Genomic DNA, 16,580 nt, shown 5'->3' with positions numbered 1-16,580 from the left:
TAATAACCCTTCCTATCGCTAACCTCGGCGGCCCATCAAAAAGGGCTGGCAGTTTCAGGTGCCAGGTAGGCCGAGGCCGCACACGTTGTCTATATCAGTTGTGATAGAAGATTACACTGCTGCCACGCCGATCAAAGGCGAGATCAATGGGGCGCAGGTGGGACAACGCCTTGATGACTTCGGAGTGGCGTTCACGGGGGGCATAGAAGACCATGAAGCCACCGCCGCCGGCCCCTAGAAGCTTGCCACCCAGGGCACCGGCCTTGCGTGCCGCCTCATAGCTGTCGTCGATCAGCGGGTTGGAAATGCCTTCGCTCAGGCTTTTCTTCAGCAGCCAGTTCTCGTGAAGGATTTCGCCCAGGGCGTCGACATTGCCACTGTTGAGCTCCCGTGCCAGCACATCGACGTAGCCCACCATGCGGTCCATGGTGCGGCGCTTGTCCTGGTCGGAGCGCATCGTGGCAGTCTGCTTTTCCAGCAGAGCCGACGCCGACCGCGTGATGCCGGTGTAAAACATCAGCATGGACTCTTCCGTCCGCTGCAGCGAGCCCGGCGGCATGATGACGGGCTCCACATCCACCGTCTCATCGGGGTTGAAGCGAATGATGTTCAATCCGCCCATGGCGCCGCCGTACTGATCCTGCTTGCCGATGGGTTCGCCAAGGATTTCGATCTCGACCTCGCACGCCTCGGCCGCCAAGTCGTTCTTGGAACGGTATTCGCCTTTGAAGGCGTGCACGGCGTGCAACAGGCCAACCGTGAAGCTGCTGGACGATCCAAGTCCGCTGCCCCTGGAGGGCACGTCGGCGATGGAGGTAATTTCCAGGCCGCCATCCACATCCAGCTTCTGCAGCACCGTCCGGACGATGCGGTGCTCAATCTGGTCGACATGGTCAACTTCTTCGGTCTTGGCGTAGCTGATGCGCAGCGTGTGATCGAAGCGCTTGTTGACGGTGATATAGATGAATTTGTCGATGCTGGTGCTCAGCACCGCGCCGCCATTTTCCTTATAGTATTCCCGAATGTCACTGCCCCCACCAACAAAGCTCAGGCGCAACGGGGTCTTGGTAATGATCATTCTAAAATTCCGTCAAGGCTAATAATTTGTTCGGCCTGGTCCTTGCTAGCCAGGATCACGGGAAGCTCATCCTGCATACGCGATTGATATGTTGCCTCGATCAGGTCATCGGACCAACCCCGGCGCCGGTACTCCTGGAAGAAGCGACGCTTGCGCCCATCTTCGTCCGCGGCAACGAACCAGCGCTTCCGGGCCTTGGCTAGCCAGGCGGCCTGAGTCAGGGCCGGCACGCCTTCGATGATGAGAATATCGTCCGCCACCAGGCTGATGGCCTCCGTGCCGTCATGGCTGAGACGCGTCGCGGTGTCATAGCGCGGCGGCGTCACGGCCGGGCCGCGGGCCAGCAGGGTCGTCAGGGCCCGATCCGCCGCCGGCAGGTCGTACCGGCCCAGCACGCCATCATCCCGCTGGTCGTGGGATTTCAGCCAGCTGTCCAGGCCGAGTACCACGGCGCGCCGTCCCTGCCGAGCCAGGTGGAGGGCCAGGCACTGGGCCAGCACGCTCTTGCCCGACCGGGCGCTGCCGCCGATCAGCGCCACGTCGCCGGACCGCAGGTCCGCGGCCAGGCCATCCAGCCGCGCTTCCAGCTTCGGCCATGCGTCTAGGATGAAGCGGACGGCCGCCGCCAAGTCGTCGACCACCAGGTGGGGCAGGGCTGTGCTCTTGCCGTCGTTGCCGCCGTGGCCGCTGCGGACCAGGATGCCGCCCATGCCGCACGCCCGGGCCAGCCCCATGTCGCTGGAACTGTCGCCGATCATCCAGGAACGGGCGACGTCAATGTTCAGGTCGCGCGCGGCTGAATGGACCATGCCCGGGGCGGGCTTCCTGCAATCACATACGATCTTCAGCGCCGCGACCTCTTTGGGGAAGCCCTTGTCCGGATGATGCGGACAGAAATACAGCCGGTCGAAAAAGGCCCGCTCCGCGCCCAGCAGCGTTTCCAGCCGGGCATGAATGGCGTCCAGTTCCTCCAGCGTGCAGTCGCCGCGCGCGACGATGGCCTGGTTGGTGACTACTACCGTGCGATAGTCCGCGCGGTTGAGGCGCGCCAAGGCGGGGGCCGCGCCGGGCGTCAATTCCAGATCCTCAGGCCGGGCGATGCGGCCCTTCTCCACGTTGAGGACGCCGTCCCGGTCCAGGAACACGGCCGGCACGGGATGGCGCAGGGACATGCGGGCCACCCGGCCCTTCTCGATATCCGTCCTGACCTTGGCGATGCGGTCCGGCGTACCCGCGTCCTTGATGTATTCGGGGCTGACATAGCCCTGCAAGGTGCGACCTTCGGCCAGCATGCGACTGAACACGTGCTTGCCGAAATCCGGCTTGTCCGGCAACCCGCCGGTCGCGAGCACCGCGTCCCGCTCCAGCACGTAGAGGCCGGCGTTGACGATATTGTGATAGTCCATCCCCTCGGGATGGGGGTAGGGAAGGAAGCGGCGCACCCTACCGTCCGCATCCAGATCAACGAGGTCGGAATCATAAGGGTGATCGTTGGGATGCAGGAATAGAGTGGCGTCGGCGCCATGCTGGCGGTGATGGGCCAGCAGCCGGTCCACGTCCACGTCCAGCACGGTGTCACCATAAAAGACCACGAAGGTCGGCGCCAGTAAGTTACGCGCGTCCAGCACCGCACCGGCGGTGCCGCGGGCCTGGGGCTCCGCCACGGTACGCAGGTTCAGCCCCCACTTGGCGCCGTCCTGGCAATAGTCGGCTATGGCGCCAGCGCCATAGCCGGTCAACACCAGCACGTCGCGGATACTCGATTGCGCAATCATTTCCAGCTGCCGGCCCAGAAGCGGCGTGCCGCACACATCCACCAGCGGTTTGGGTAGGTCGCCCGTGACGGACTTCAGCCGTGTGCCGCCGCCACCGGCAAGAATGACCGCCTGGATCAAATCAATCCCCTTTCGACCACCAGTTCCGCCACCGCGCGGCTCACCGCTTGCGCGGAGGAACCGCTGGGCCGCCAACCCAACTTGGCCAGCTTTTCGACGGAATAATAGAAGCGAGGAACGTCGCCCACCCAGCCGCGGTTGCCGCCGGTATAGCGCAGGCGGGCGCCGGTCTTGGAAGCGTCGAGCACCGCCTGCGCGATGGACGCGACGGTGACGCCGTCGTCTTCTGGCCCGATATTGTAAAGGGCGCGCTTTTCCGTGGCGTTGCCGCGGATGAATAGCATGGCGTCGATCAGATCGCTGACATGTAGGTAAGGCTTTTTTTGAGAACCGTCGCCCAGCACTTCCAGCTCTTCCCGGTTCTTCAGCAACTTACCCAGCAGATCATAGATGATCCCGTGGGTGCCTCGGCTGCCGACCACGTTGGGGAAGCGGAAGAGCCAGGTCTGAGATATGTGGGATTCCGCCGCCGCGCTGATATGCGCCTCGCTTGCCAGCTTCATGGCGCCATAGGAGGAGATGGGCAGCAGCGGCCCCAGGGTTTCCACCAACTGCTCGGGATGGTTGCCATATACCGCCGAGGTGGACGCGAACGCCAGCTCCTTCATGTCGAAGGCACGCATCAGCGCCACGGTTTCGTACGTGGTCTGGAACGTGTCCTTCAGGTCAATGCCGGGATCCGCCACGCCGGCCGCCACGTCGGAATTGGCGGCCAGATGCCAGACCGTGTGCACAGGCTCCGCCAGGCTCTCGAACACAGGATAAAGGACGGTCCGGATGGACTGGGGGTTGGCCATGTCCACTTCCAGAAACCGGAAGGAGGGATTGGCCAGGGCGGTGGCGATATTGGCTCGGGTGCCGCGAATCATGTTGTCCACGCCGATGACGCGATGACCTTGGGCTAGCAGGCGGTCGACAAGATGGCTGCCGATGAACCCTGCGGCTCCCGTTACGAACATTACCATTGGCGTTGTCTTCGGTTGATACTGCGGGCCGCCACCATACTGGGCTGTCCCCGCCAGCGCAATCACCCCGGCTATCCGGGCCACGGCAATCGCTTGAAGCGGGTCTTGACAAGACGGGGCTTTCGGAGCGGTGGCGATCTGTGATTCGTAGGAGGCTCCATTGATCTGGAGTTCTCGATGGCCGGTTCGCTTCTCGACCATTTTGCGGCGCTCAGCGATCCGCGGCAATCCTGGAAGGTCATTTATCCACTGCCGGAGATTCTGCTTGTGGTGCTCTGCGCAACGATCGCGGGGGCTGAGGATTTCGTCGAGATTCGGCGCTGGGGCACGATGAACCGGGATTTCCTGCGGCGGTTTTTGCCCTATGCGGGCGGGATTCCGAGCCACGATACGCTGAACGACATCCTCAACGCGCTCGACGGCGATCTTTTTGCGCGATGCTTCGGCGACTGGGTCGAGGGGCTGCGCGAGGCCGAGCCCGACATCGTCGCGATCGACGGTAAGACCTCGCGGCGGACGCATGACCGGGCGAAGGATCGCAATCCGCTGCATCTCGTTTCAGCCTGGGCCAGCCGGCAGCGCTTGGTGCTGGGCCAGCAAGCTTGCGAGGCCAAGTCGAATGAGATTACGGCCATTCCGTTGCTGCTCGACCGCTTGGCGTTGACCGGGGCGCTCGTCACCATCGATGCGATGGGCTGCCAGACCAAGATCGCCCAGAAGATTCTCGATAAAGGCGCCGATTACCTGCTGGCCATCAAAGAGAACTGGCCCAACCTGCACAGCGAGGTCATCCGCCACTTCGACGATCTGCCTGCCGCCGACACGTTCGACACGACCGATGGCGAGCACGGCCGCATCGAGGTGCGCCGCCATGTCGTCAGCCACGAAGTTGACTGGCTTACCACAGACCGCCGCTTCCCCGGCGAGCCCCGCTTCCCCGGCCTCAAGGCCATCGCCATGGTCGAAGCCGAGATCGAGCGTGACGGCAAAACCAGCCGGGAACGCCGATACTACCTGTCATCTCAAAAACTCGACACGCGCCTCTTCGCTCATGCCGTCCGAGCCCACTGGCATATCGAAAACCGGCTCCACTGGGTCCTCGATGTCGTCTTCCATGAAGACTTGAGCCGTCTCAGATCCGGCAACGGCCCCCACAACATGGCAACCATCCGACACATGGCCTTGAACCTCCTGCGCGGCGCAAAGGATAAGCACAGCCTCAAAGTCCGAAGAAAATCCGCCGCATGGGATACCCAATACCTTCACGCCGTCATCACACAGTCCGCATAACCCCCTTCAAGCGATTCCCCTGCTATCCGGGCCATGGCGGCGGGGAACTTGGTTAACGGGGGCGATGCCATGGGCGCCGCGCCGGCGGATTATGGAGATGCTGCGGCGAAGGGCAGGTTGACTTGAGTCTCGCCGGGCGACGTCGTATACCCGGCCTCTAAAGTTTCCACGCCATCGGGCGCCGGGGTGCATTGACGTCCTCGTGCCCAGGTGGCTCTGTCAATCCGAGTCGCGTTTCGTCCGAGGCTTTTTGATGTCCACTGCCGCAGTGATGTCGCCGTCAATCACCAGCCGCCTTTACGCCAACCGGCGTTTGATCCTGCGCCTTGCCGTCCGACAGCTCAGCGCCAAATGGCAAGGCACGATGCTGGGTATGGTCTGGTCCCTTTTGACGCCGCTGTTGACCTTCGCGGTCTATGGCTTTGTCTTCACGCAGATTTTTCACTCACGCTGGACGGGATCCCTATCAGCCGCCAGCTATCCCCTGCTGATCTTCTCTGGGCTGGTGACCTTCTCCATCTTCAGCGAGACGGTCAACGCCGCGCCCACGCTGATCCTGGAGAACGCCTCTTACGTCAAGAAGGTGATATTCCCGTTGGAGATCCTTCCGATCGTCAGCATCCTAGTCAACATCGTGAACGCCGGTTTCGGCCTGGCTATCCTGTTGATTGTGCAGTTGGTGACGACGGGATCGCTGTCTTTCGGCTTAATCTACGTTCCCTTCATCATCCTCCCCTTGGGCGTGGCGACACTGGGCGTCGCCTGGTTTCTCGCGTCCCTGGGGGTCTTCATCCGCGACATGCGTCACATCGTCGGTGTTGCCACGTCGTTGCTGATGTTCCTGACGCCGATCTTCTACGCGCCGGAAACCGTGCCGGACTCGTTCAAGTTGGTGATGAAGCTAAACCCCATCGCACTGACCCTGGAGCAGATGCGCGCTGCCATCTTTCTCGGGCAATTCCCAGACCTACTGGATTACCTGGGGCTATGGGCCTATGCGCTGTTCATCGCGTCCCTAGGATACGCTTGGTTTGCCCGCAGCCGGAAGGCTTTCGCTGATGTCCTCTGAAATCGCCCTTAAAGCCGAAGACCTCGGCAAGGCCTATCTCATCTACAAGCGGCCCGAGGACCGCCTGAAGCAGATGCTGTTTCGCTGGCGCCGCTTCTATGAGGAGTACTGGGCCCTACGGGGGGTGAGTCTCGAGATTCGGAAAGGCGAGTCTGTAGGCCTGGTTGGGCGCAACGGCGCCGGCAAATCCACCTTCCTGCAGCTGGCCGCCGGCATAATCCAGCCTACGACCGGCAGCGTTACCGCACATGGACGCATCGCTGCGTTGCTAGAGTTGGGGGCAGGCTTCAACCCGGAATTCACCGGGGCGGAAAACGTGCGCCTGTCGGCCGCGATCTTGGGTCTCAGCAGTGAAGAGATTGAAGATCGCTTCCAGTCAATTGCGGAATTCGCCGCCATCGGTGACTTCATCAATCTGCCGGTGAAGCTCTATTCCAGCGGGATGTATGCCCGCCTGGCCTTCGCGGTCGCCGCACATGTAGATGCCAGTATCCTGATCGTGGACGAAATCCTGGCGGTGGGTGACGCGGCCTTTACACAGAAGTGCATGCGCTTCATCCGAAAGTTCCGTGAGAATGGCACCCTGATCTTTGTGTCCCATTCCCCGAGTTCGGTCGTATCTTTGTGCGATCGCGCCATCTGGATCGATGGGGGCGAGGTGCAGGAGATTGGTGATGCCAAGGTGGTCTGCGACAATTACCTGGCGTCATTGGATCGGGAACGGGACAACGGCGCATCCTTCAAGATCGGCGGCCGCCGTCGGTCCACCGTGGAACGGCCGGCCTCGGCGGTCAATCTCCCCAAGGCGGTGAACCCCATCCAGGTGTTCTCGTTCGACCCTGAAGCCAGTTGGTATGGCCGCCGTGGCGCCACCATTGAAGGTGTCCGGTTTCTCGACGCTGATCGGCTGCCCTTGCAGATCATGCATGGCGGGGAGGAGGTCATCCTTCAGATCCGGTGCAGCATCGCGGATGAGCTGTCCTCCCCCATCGTCGGTTTCTATATCCGTGACCGGTTGGGGCAGAACCTCTTCGGCGACAACACGTACCTGCATTACGTGAACGATCCCGTCGCTGTGCGGCAGGGTCAGGAGTTGCATGCTGAATTCCGCTTCGAGATGCCTTACCTACCCACCGGGCAGTATTCGGTCTGCTGCGCCATCGCCAACGGCACCCAGCAGGATCATGTGCAACATCATTGGTATGACGAGGCGCTGATTTTCGACGTGGCGTCCAGCCATATTGTCCGGGGTCTGGTTGGCATCCCGATGCTAGGCGTCGATCTGCACCCGGTTGAGATCAGCGAGGCGGCGGCGCTTCCGGCTATGAATGCCGCCATGGGTGACTAGAGCCGGCTGCATAAAACCAGACGCAGCCGGCTCTCGCTGAGTCCGTCCACGAGTAGATCGTTCAAAGTCATTCTGCCTTTGAACGATCTACTCTAGGTGGAATTAGGACGGCATAGACCTGTATGGGCGGGTTCAAGGTACTTCGTGGCACCGCATGTCGAATTGACAGACTGGCTAGGTAAACCCAATCTAGCTGCGTCACGCTGGTTACGGATGTCGAGCGGATCGCAACCATCGGCAGGCAACCGGCCGATGGGCAATATTGCTTGGAGGATATGTGGTGCTCGGTAGCCTCGTGAAAATATGTATCTCCAGGCAGTTCTTGATGTTCCTGCTTTTTGGCGGCTCGGCGGCGCTGGTCAGTCTAGTGACCGGAAAGTTGCTGTATGACTATCAGCAGCTGGTGAAACTGCCTTATCAGCTGGCCATCTTTCTGGCGGCCGTGGCCGGCATGTTTGTCAGCTTCGCAATGAATTATGCCTTCAATTATAAATTTAATGGGCGTTCCATTTGGGGTCAATTCTTAACATTTGCTTGGATGTCATTAATTGGCATGGGCCTTTCGGCCATTCTTGCGGAAATTGCTCTGATAATTCTTGAATGGATAAATATTGACTTCTCGTCATTGCTGCGCATAAAGGGAATTACAAATAAATTTGTCGCCCACATTATATCTATAGCGATTGTGACCATTTACTCATACGCTGCCCATACGTACTTTAGCTTCAACGTGGGAATACGCTCCCGCGTTCAGTCATGGTTGTGTTCGAGGGCGACTTGAATATCTTAACGTATGAGGCATTTACTCGGACGAGCATCCTGTGACTTTGAGGGTCTCCTCTGTTGGAGGCCAAGCTGCTCCTGTCCACTGTGACGGAGTGGCGCGCGCCGTGTACCGTGGTCCACTCGCTTCTCTTCTCGATCAGCGCGGTGGTCGCTGCAGCATGGGCTCAGGGGTGGTGCGTCTCAATCTGGCCAGGACCTTCGGGGATGTTCATCGAAGCACCTCCAGGCTCCGGACTCTCAACGAGATCACCTCACCGATCGTTCCCGCTCAGCAACCGGTCCTCACCAGCCGATTCACCGACACGATCAGCAAACCGTTGGCGTCCTGGCGTGCCCAGCTTTATCCCACTCTCGCGCAACCCCGCGCGGACGTAAGCGCTATTTTGCCCCCACGTCGTCCGATATCCCATGATGTGCGATGATCGGGCCTGTCGAAGGAGGCCCGGTTGGATCGTTTGCCCATTAATTTGCCAATCAATGAGCCCACGCCGTTTCCGGCGGAGGTGTTGGAGGGGTCTGAGCGTCGGCGCCGATGGAGTGCGGAGGAGAAGGCGCGGATCGTGGCGGAGAGTTTGGAGCCGGAGGCGGTGGCGAGCGTCGTGGCGCGGCGCCATGGGATGCACCGGAACCAGTTGTATGCGTGGCGCCGGGAGCTTCGCGGCGGCGAGAAGGCGGCTGGCGTCACGTTCGCCCCCGTTGTCGCGGAAGGGGTGGCGGCGCCAATGACTCCGGGCATCGAGATCACCTATGCGGGCGCGGTGATCCGTGTCGGCCGCGATACCGACCCGGCCCTGTTGGCGCGGGTGCTGCGCACGCTGAAACGGCTGGGATGATACTTCCCCCGTCCGGCATCCGGGTTCTGGTGGCGACGCGGCCGGTGGACTTCCGGCGCGGTGCCAACGGCTTGGCGGCGCTGGTGCAGGAGGTGCTGGCGCAGGATGCCTACTCCGGCACGGTCTTCGTGTTCCGCTCCAAGCGCGCGGACAGGCTGAAGCTGCTGGTCTGGGATGGCACCGGGTTGGTGCTGGTGTGGAAGCGCCTTGAGACCGGCACCTTCCGCTGGCCGCCGATCACCGACAGGGTGATGCGGCTGTCGGGCGCTCAAGTGGAGGCACTGTTGGCCGGGCTGGACTGGAGCCGGTTGCACGTTCCACGGCAGGGTCGTCCGAAAGCCGCGCGGTAGCGCCGGAACCGCCGGGGTCTATGGCCCAAGTGGCTGATTCCGTGCTATAAATGCTCTTGTCATGCGGATCGATCCCGACACCCTTCCGGCCGATGTCGAGGCCTTGCGCGCCCAGGTTCTGGCGCTGGCGGAGACGTTGGAGGCCGAGCGGACGGAGCGCCGGCGGGTCGAGGGCCTGAACGACCGGTTGCGCCACCTCATCCGCCAACTGCAGCGCATGCAGTTCGGCCCGCGGTCGGAACGGCTTGATGCCGACCAGCTCAACCTGGCGCTGGAGGACGTCGAGCAGGCCCGGGCTGAGACCGAGGCGGTGGCGGAGATGGATGATCCCGCGCTGAAGCGGCGGCGAACCGGTGAGCGCCGCCAGGCAAGGGGGGCGCTGCCGCCACACCTGCCGCGCGTCGAGGTGGTGGTGGCGCCGGAGAGCACGGCCTGCCCTTGCTGCCAGGGGGCCATGCACGTGATCGGCGAGGACCGGTCGGAGCGGCTGGACGTGGTGCCGGCCCGCTACCAGGTGATCGTGACCCGCCGGCCCCGCTATGGCTGTCGCACCTGTTCGGGCGCCGTGGTCCAGGCCCCGGCGCCGGCCCGCCTGATCGAGGGCGGCCTGCCGACCGAGCGCCTGGTGGCGGCCGTGCTGGTCACCAAATACGCCGATCACGTTCCCCTGTACCGGCAGGCCCAGGGCTTCGCCCGGCAGGGCATCGTGATCGACCGCTCGACGCTGGCCTTCTGGGTGGGCTACGCCGCCGCCGAGTTGACGCCGATCTGGCGGCTGATGCGCGCCGACCTGTTGCGCTCCGGCAAGCTGTTCGTTGACGAGACCAAGGCGCCGGTGCTCGATCCGGGCCGGGGCCGGACCAAGAGCGGCTACTTCTGGGCGCTGGCGCGGGATGACCGGCCCTGGCGGGGCGGCGATCCGCCGGCGGTGGTCTATCACTACGCGCCCGGCCGGAGCGCCAAGCATGCCGCTGGCGTGCTCGATGGGTTCACCGCGGCATCATCCAGACCGACGGCTATACCGTCTACAAGACGGCGGCGGGCCGCGCGGGCATCGGCATCGCCCATTGCTGGGCGCATCTGCGGCGGGAGTTCTTCGACGTCACCAAGACGGGACCGGCACCCATCGCCGAGGAGGCGTTGCGGCGGATCGCCCGGCTTTATGCCATCGAGGCGGAGATACGGGGCCGCACGGCAACAGAACGGCGGTCCGCCCGCCAGGCCCGGAGCCGGCCGCTGGTCGAGGACCTCAAACGATGGCTGGAGCGGCAGCTCGGCCGTGTGTCCGCCAAATCGACGACGGCCGAGGCGATCCGCTATGCGCTCAACCAGTGGACCGGCCTTGTCCGCTTCCTGGACGACGGGCGGATAGAGATTGATTCCAACACGGTGGAACGGAGCATCCGGCCCTTGGTCCTCAATCGCAAGAACGCGCTCTTCGCCGGTCACGACCGCGGAGCGGAGAACTGGGCGGTGATCGCCTCGCTGATCGAAACCTGCAAGCTGCAGGGCGTGAATCCGGAAGCCTATCTGGCCGACGTGCTGACCCGGCTGGTTGACGGATGGTCCAACGCGCGGCTGGCCGAACTCACGCCGTGGGCCTGGGCCGAGGCGCAGGCCACTGCGGTGAGGGCCGCGGCATGACCATCGCCTCCTCATCCACCGCCTGGCTGGGCTTCCTCGCCTCACCGGCGGCACCGAAAGGCGCGCTGTCGCCGCTGGCGCTGGAGGGCTATCTGACCGGCATCGTGGTGGCCCCCGACCTGATCCCGCCCAGCCGCTGGATCGCCGCCCTCTGGGGCGACGAGGAACCCACCTTCGACAACGACGCCGACCTCCACGCGGTGCTCGGCACGCTCATGACCCGCTACAACAGCCTCTTGGCCGAGATCGACGCCGGCCTTGAACGGCTGGAAACGGAGCAGGTCTGCGATTACCGGCCCGCCTTCCTGGACGCCGGAGAAAAGCCCTCCCGCCAGGCCGTCCAGGAATGGGTCTCCGGCTTCTGGCGGGCCATGACCCTGGCGCCCGAAGGCTGGACCGCCTTTGCCGGGGACGAACGGCTGGAGCCCGTCATCACCCCCTTCATCGGCTTCATTGACCTCGACGACGGCGGCTTCGTCCCCGCCGAGGACATCGATGAGCGCCTCAATGAGGCCGCCGGACAAATCCCCCGCGCCATCCTCGTCCTGCACACGATCGCCAAGATCAGGGCCGCACGCCCACCCGCAAAGCCAGCGCCCATCCGTCAGGCCAAGGTCAGCCGCAACGACCCATGCCCCTGCGGATCAGGTAAGAAATACAAGCGCTGCTGCGGCGCGAACTGAGCCGTCAACCGTTACGCCGGTGGGGCGCACGCACCGCTTACGCGCGGACACCATCCTCGTGAGGATGTTCCGTTCGGCCTTCAGACGGACAACCTCCCGACGGAGCCGGTCGATCTCCCCCCGTTCCGGTGTTCGGCACCCACGCCCGGGAAAGGCATCCCGGCGGCGCCCTTTGACTGCACGCCTGTGCGACGTGTCAGGGATGGTCACCCTCCTCCATTCGAACAATGTCATCGTCGCCCAGATAGGCACCAGACTGCACTTCGATCAATTCCAGTGGCAGCTTGCCTGGATTCTCTAACCGGTGGATGCAGCCGGATGGCAGATAAATAGATTCATTCTCCCGGACCAGCATCTGCTCCTTGTCCCGTGTCACCAAAGCCACCCCGCTCACCACTACCCAATGTTCCGCCCGATGATGATGTTTCTGAAGCGACAGCTTGCCGCCGGGCTTCACTGAAAGGCGCTTCACCTCGTAGCGATGGCCGGAGAGCAGGCTCTGGCTGGATCCCCAGGGGCGATGAACCTTGCGGTGCTGCAGATACTCGGTCCGCTTGTCCCGCTTCAGAGTATCAACGACATGCTTCACGTCCTGGGCCCGATCTCGATGCACAAGCAGAACGGCATCGTCGGTGGTGACGAGAACGACATTGTCCACGCCGACCACGGCGGCGACGCGCCCGTCATCGCAACGTACATAGGTGTTGTTGGCGTCGACGTGTATCACCGTGCCGACGGTGGCATTGCCATTCTGATCCTTGGCGCTGATGTCCCAAAGCGCCGACCATGTGCCGACGTCGGTCCAGCCGATGTCGGCGGAAACCATAGCCGCTCTGTCCGTTTTTTCCATGACGGCGTAGTCGATGGACAGATTGGGCGCCCGGGCGAAGGCGGTGGCGTCCAGGCGTAGGAAGTCCGTGTCCTGTTTGGCCAGGTCCAGTGCATCACGCACTGCGGTCAAGGTCTCCGGGCTGTGCCGACGCAGTTCCTCGATCAAAATGCGGGCCGGCATCATAAACATGCCGCTGTTCCAATAATGGTTCCCGTTGGCGACGAAGGTTTCCGCCCTAGCCAAGTCTGGCTTTTCGATGAAGGCGGCGACATGGAAGGCGTTGGTGGCCTTGGGAATGGACGCACCTCGCTGGATATAGCCGTATCCCGTTTCCGGATATTGCGGCTGGATGCCGAAGGTCACCAGATGGCCCTGTGCCGCCAAGCTGTGGGCCCTGGTCACGGCCGCTTGAAAAGCCTGCTGATCAAGAACGGCATGGTCGGCGGGAAGCAGGAGAAGAATGGCGTCGGGGTCGGCGTTACAGGCCACCAGGGCGGCCACTGCAGCAGCGGGCGCGGTGTTTCGGCCGACAGGCTCAAGAATGATGGCGAATGGTTGGACGGCGATGTCCCGAAACTGCTCTGCGATAATGAAACGATGATCTTCATTGCAAACAATCATTGGCGGTGCAAAGCGGGTCGTCTCCGCCACGCGTAATGCCGTGTCCTGGATTAGAGACCGCTTGCCATGGATGGTTTGCAGCTGCTTTGGGTACCGTTCGCGTGACACCGGCCAGAGCCGGGAGCCGACGCCACCGGACAGCAGAACGGGTTGGATGAGCCCCAACCGGTGGGAGGCGCTCTCCAGCTCCGGAAACGCGCGATCATCGGTTGCCACAATACTCATAATGCGAAGCCTTATTATCGGTGTGATTGGATCAACCAGTATCATCTGTATCGTCAATCACACGACGAACCAGAAGCTTAGAGTCTTTCTGAAGATTCACCCTCGATCGGGAAGACTCTAAAATGCGTGCCCAAGCGGGCGATATAGGCGATCAGTAACGGAAGAGCAAATGGGCAACCTTGCGGATAAACGCGACGGTGCTTGTCTAACCGAAAATGGCCAGTGTGAATGCTTACCCCCGGCGACTGGGGACCGTAGCGGTTGGGCTCGCCGGCGAATTGCGCCGCCGGCTACCGCCTCCTCACCCCGCGTACTTCTTCACCACCGCGTACAGGAACTCCCGCCCCTCATAGAGGGACCGGACGCGGATGCGTTCGTTCAGGCCGTGCACCCCACTGCCGTCCGGGTCGCGGAACATGCCGCTGAGGCCGTAGGTGGCGATGCCGGCGGCGTTCAGGAAGCGGCCGTCGGTGGCGCCGGTGGACTGGGTGGGCACCACCGGCACGCCGGGCCACATCTTGGCCGCCACCTCCTTCACCGGCTCCAGCACCGTGGGTGTCAGGGCCGGCGGGGGGGAGACGGGGCTGGGCTCGCCCACCGCCGTCACCTTGATGGCGGGATCGTCCAGCACCTTGACCAGGGTCTGGCGTACGTCCTCCAGCGGCTGGCCCGGCAGGATGCGGCAGTTGACGTTGGCCTGGGCGTGCTGCGGCAGGGCGTTGGGCGCGTGGCCGGCGTTCACCATGGTGGCGACGCAGGTGGTGCGCAGCGTGCTGTTCCAGCCCGCGTCCTGGCTGACGCGGGTGATGGCCGCCGGATCGGGATTGTCCTTGGTGATGGCCAGCAAGTCGGCACCGGTGGCGCCGCCGATGACCGGTGACAGGGCGGTGAAATAGGCCTTGGTCACCGGGTTGAGTGCCACCGGGAAATCAAACGCTGCCAGCCGGTTCAGGCCCGCCGCCAGGTGATAGATGGCGTTGTCCTTGCTGGGCCGGGAGCTGTGCCCGCCGGGGTTGGTCGTCTCCAGCGTGAAGTCCTGATAGACCTTCTCCCCCGCCTGGATTTCCAGGGCCAGGTACTTGCCGTCCTTGTCCAGCCTGCCGCCCGCCCCCTCGTTCAGGGCGAACTCGGCGTCCAGCGCGTCGCGGTTGTGGGCCAGCAGGTAGGCCACGCCGTCGAAGGTGTCGCTGGTCTCCTCGCCGCAGGTCAGCGCCAGCTTGATGTCGCGCTTGGGTCGGAAGCCTTCCTGGCGCAGGCGGATCAGCAGGTCGGCGAAGACGGCGGCCATGGCCTTGTCGTCGCTGCTGCCGCGCCCATAGAAATAGCCGTTTTCCTCCACCAGGGTGAAGGGGTCGCGCTGCCAATCCTCGCGCTTGGCCTCCACCACGTCGATATGGGCCAGCAGCAAAAGCGGCTTGGCCGCCTTGTCTGTGCCGGGAAGCACCGCCGCCAGCGCGCCGTCCTTGGGCCGGCCATCCGGCACCAGCACGCGCACATCACTTTTCTTCAAGCCGATGGCGATCAGCCGGTTCGCGATGTTCTGCGCCGCCGCCGTGCAGCTGCCGGCCGACAGCGTGGTGTTGGTCTGCACCAGCTGCTGGTACAGGTTGCGGAAGGCCACCCAGTCGGGCCGGGTCAGGTCAACCTGAACACCGTCCGACTTCGCGGCCTCCGCCGCGCCGGCCGCACCTCCCAGGGGAAGGCTCAGCGCCGTGCCCAATGCCAACGCCGCCCATCTGCTCGTCTTCTTCATCGCCTGCCGCTTCCAACGTTTATTGTGCGTGGAAGAATAGAGAAGGGTTTCAGCCCCTGGCAAGCGGCCTCCAGCCCCTACCGGTCCAGCGGCCCCATCCCGCAGCCATCACCCGCCGTCACCGGGTTGCAGCGTGCGGCGACCCCACCCGGCAGGCTGACGGCGAAACCGCTGCCGGCCGGTTCCGAGGCCGGATAGTCCGTGCTGATGATCTGCGCCCCGCTGCCCAGAGCCATGTCGCGGCGGCGGGTATCGTTGGCCCGCGCCTCCTTGGTGTCGGCATCGGACCGGGTGCGGACCAAGTATCCCTGGCGCACCAGGGCGGTGATGGCGTCGCCCGGGCCATCGTTCATCTCGATGAAGGCGGCGTCGGCGTCACCGGGCTGGGCGTTGGTGAAGGCGACGCGGCCCTTCAGGCCGGGGTGACCCTCCAGGTAGCGGGCGGTGACCCTCTTCTGGTCCAGCAGGAAGACGACCTTGCCCCGCGCCACCTCCAGGCTGGGCCAGCCGCGCATCCGGATGGCGGCGTTCAGGGTCACGGCATCGCCCCGCACCGCGTCGGGGGTGACGATCTCATCCGCCTTGAACACCGATAGGATCTCCCGGTCCAGGGCGTCCAGGCTGCCCGGCGTCAGCGCTTCCGGCGTCACGGTGGGGAAGGGCAGGGTCAGCGCCTCCTCCTTGGTCTCGATCAGGATGAAGATGGGAACATGGCCGGGATGGGCCTGCGACCAGGCGCGGATGTCGGCCAGGCACGCGGTGAAGGGCTGGCAGGTGCTGCGGTAGTCCACGTCCTCCATGTGCAGGACCTTGAAGCCCGGCTTGTCCATGACGTGGTGGGGGGCGAACGGCGGATCGGCCGGCAGGCCGGCCTTCGCCACCAGGCCGGGCCCGGCGGGGTGGGCGTAAAGCCCGCCCTTGCTGTCGGCGAAGATGTCCAGTTCCACCTGGCGCACCCCGGCCGACAGCTGCGCCGCCAGGGGCTGGTGGCGGTAATCCAGGGCGGCGTACTGCTCAGGATGGGTTTCCTTCCACAACACCGCCTCGTTGGGCGCGATCCCGGCGTGATAGCTGTTGTGGGTGCCAATGACCTGGATCTGGTTCATGGCGACGGCGCTCTCCGGCGCCTTGGTGGCGCAGGCAGTGAGGCCCAGGACGGCGATGGTCAGGGGCAGCAGACGGGGCAAAGGCATGGGAATGGCGTCCTT

13 protein-coding genes and 3 pseudogenes are annotated in these 16,580 nt (G+C 63.6%); 8 read left to right on the top strand and 8 right to left on the bottom strand.

The genetic code is table 11. The annotated features are described in order from the left end of the window. Positions 1-94 precede the first annotated feature (94 nt). Genes Y958_RS28030 through Y958_RS28020 form a run of 3 tightly spaced genes read right to left on the bottom strand, consistent with a single transcriptional unit; the run spans position 95 to position 4,139 of the window. A complete protein-coding gene (locus Y958_RS28030; RefSeq protein ID WP_088875107.1) occupies positions 95-1,078 on the bottom strand; it encodes a GHMP family kinase ATP-binding protein in 984 nt (327 codons plus the stop codon). Further along, positions 1,075-2,973 (bottom strand): HAD-IIIA family hydrolase, encoded by a 1,899-nt coding sequence (locus Y958_RS28025; protein WP_145727556.1) that lies wholly within the window; start codon positions 2,971-2,973, stop codon positions 1,075-1,077. The genes Y958_RS28030 and Y958_RS28025 overlap by 4 nt, the downstream gene beginning before the upstream one ends. Further along, complete coding sequence (locus Y958_RS28020; RefSeq protein WP_211098744.1) at positions 2,970-4,139, bottom strand: SDR family NAD(P)-dependent oxidoreductase; 1,170 nt, start codon at positions 4,137-4,139, stop codon at positions 2,970-2,972. The genes Y958_RS28025 and Y958_RS28020 overlap by 4 nt, the downstream gene beginning before the upstream one ends. Between Y958_RS28020 and Y958_RS28015 the strand changes: the two genes are divergently transcribed. The 4 genes from Y958_RS28015 to Y958_RS28000 all read left to right on the top strand — a co-directional run bounded on the left by Y958_RS28015 (position 4,116) and on the right by Y958_RS28000 (position 8,426). Next, the gene (locus Y958_RS28015; RefSeq protein WP_088870575.1) at positions 4,116-5,228 is read left to right on the top strand and encodes an ISAs1 family transposase; all 1,113 of its coding nucleotides are present in this window, start codon (positions 4,116-4,118) and stop codon (positions 5,226-5,228) included. The two genes, Y958_RS28020 and Y958_RS28015, sit on opposite strands and share 24 nt — an antisense overlap. A 253-nt stretch (positions 5,229-5,481) precedes the next feature. Further along, positions 5,482-6,297: an ABC transporter permease gene (locus Y958_RS28010; protein WP_088875104.1), complete on the top strand. Its 816-nt coding sequence runs from the start codon at positions 5,482-5,484 to the stop codon at positions 6,295-6,297. Continuing rightward, positions 6,287-7,645 (top strand): ABC transporter ATP-binding protein, encoded by a 1,359-nt coding sequence (locus Y958_RS28005; protein WP_088875103.1) that lies wholly within the window; start codon positions 6,287-6,289, stop codon positions 7,643-7,645. Before Y958_RS28010 ends, Y958_RS28005 begins: the two co-directional genes overlap by 11 nt. 325 nt (positions 7,646-7,970) lie before the next feature. Beyond that, positions 7,971-8,426: a GtrA family protein gene (locus tag Y958_RS28000; protein WP_088875292.1), complete on the top strand. Its 456-nt coding sequence runs from the start codon at positions 7,971-7,973 to the stop codon at positions 8,424-8,426. A gap of 271 nt (positions 8,427-8,697) precedes the next feature. Here Y958_RS28000 and Y958_RS33130 read toward each other — a convergent pair. Then, positions 8,698-8,802: pseudogene (locus Y958_RS33130) on the bottom strand (IS110 family transposase); the annotation flags it as partial. A gap of 75 nt (positions 8,803-8,877) precedes the next feature. On the opposite strand from Y958_RS33130, the gene tnpA reads away from it, so the two are divergent. From tnpA to Y958_RS27980, 4 genes and pseudogenes are all read left to right on the top strand, one after another. Then, positions 8,878-9,264 carry an IS66-like element accessory protein TnpA gene (tnpA, locus tag Y958_RS33125; protein WP_186291543.1) on the top strand — a complete coding sequence of 129 codons (387 nt, stop codon included), beginning with the start codon at positions 8,878-8,880 and terminating at the stop codon, positions 9,262-9,264. After that, complete coding sequence (gene tnpB / locus Y958_RS27990; RefSeq protein ID WP_088875101.1) at positions 9,261-9,614, top strand: IS66 family insertion sequence element accessory protein TnpB; 354 nt, start codon at positions 9,261-9,263, stop codon at positions 9,612-9,614. Before tnpA ends, tnpB begins: the two co-directional genes overlap by 4 nt. Positions 9,615-9,675: 61 nt before the next feature. Further along, positions 9,676-11,258: pseudogene (gene tnpC, locus Y958_RS27985) on the top strand (IS66 family transposase). After that, a complete protein-coding gene (locus Y958_RS27980) occupies positions 11,255-11,941 on the top strand; it encodes a UPF0149 family protein (protein ID WP_186291542.1) in 687 nt (228 codons plus the stop codon). The pseudogene tnpC and the gene Y958_RS27980 overlap by 4 nt, the downstream one beginning before the upstream one ends. A gap of 54 nt (positions 11,942-11,995) precedes the next feature. Here the strand turns inward: Y958_RS27980 and Y958_RS33160 are convergent. From Y958_RS33160 to Y958_RS27965, 4 genes and pseudogenes are all read right to left on the bottom strand, one after another. Then, positions 11,996-12,100: pseudogene (locus Y958_RS33160) on the bottom strand (transposase); the annotation flags it as partial. Positions 12,101-12,137: 37 nt separating this feature from the next. After that, the gene (locus Y958_RS27975) at positions 12,138-13,619 is read right to left on the bottom strand and encodes a mannose-1-phosphate guanylyltransferase/mannose-6-phosphate isomerase (RefSeq protein ID WP_088875290.1); all 1,482 of its coding nucleotides are present in this window, start codon (positions 13,617-13,619) and stop codon (positions 12,138-12,140) included. Positions 13,620-13,920: 301 nt separating this feature from the next. Beyond that, positions 13,921-15,372 (bottom strand): M20/M25/M40 family metallo-hydrolase, encoded by a 1,452-nt coding sequence (locus tag Y958_RS27970; RefSeq protein WP_088875100.1) that lies wholly within the window; start codon positions 15,370-15,372, stop codon positions 13,921-13,923. A gap of 77 nt (positions 15,373-15,449) precedes the next feature. Then, positions 15,450-16,565, bottom strand: a complete 1,116-nt coding sequence (locus tag Y958_RS27965) for a phosphatidylinositol-specific phospholipase C1-like protein (RefSeq protein WP_088875099.1) — start codon at positions 16,563-16,565, stop codon at positions 15,450-15,452. Positions 16,566-16,580: the final 15 nt, after the last annotated feature.

The organism is Nitrospirillum viridazoti CBAmc, assembly GCF_000730165.1.
Taxonomy (GTDB): Bacteria; Pseudomonadota; Alphaproteobacteria; order Azospirillales; family Azospirillaceae; genus Nitrospirillum; species Nitrospirillum viridazoti.
The sequence above is the reverse complement of the archived record's forward strand: the minus strand, read 5'-3'. Positions and strand labels throughout refer to the sequence as shown.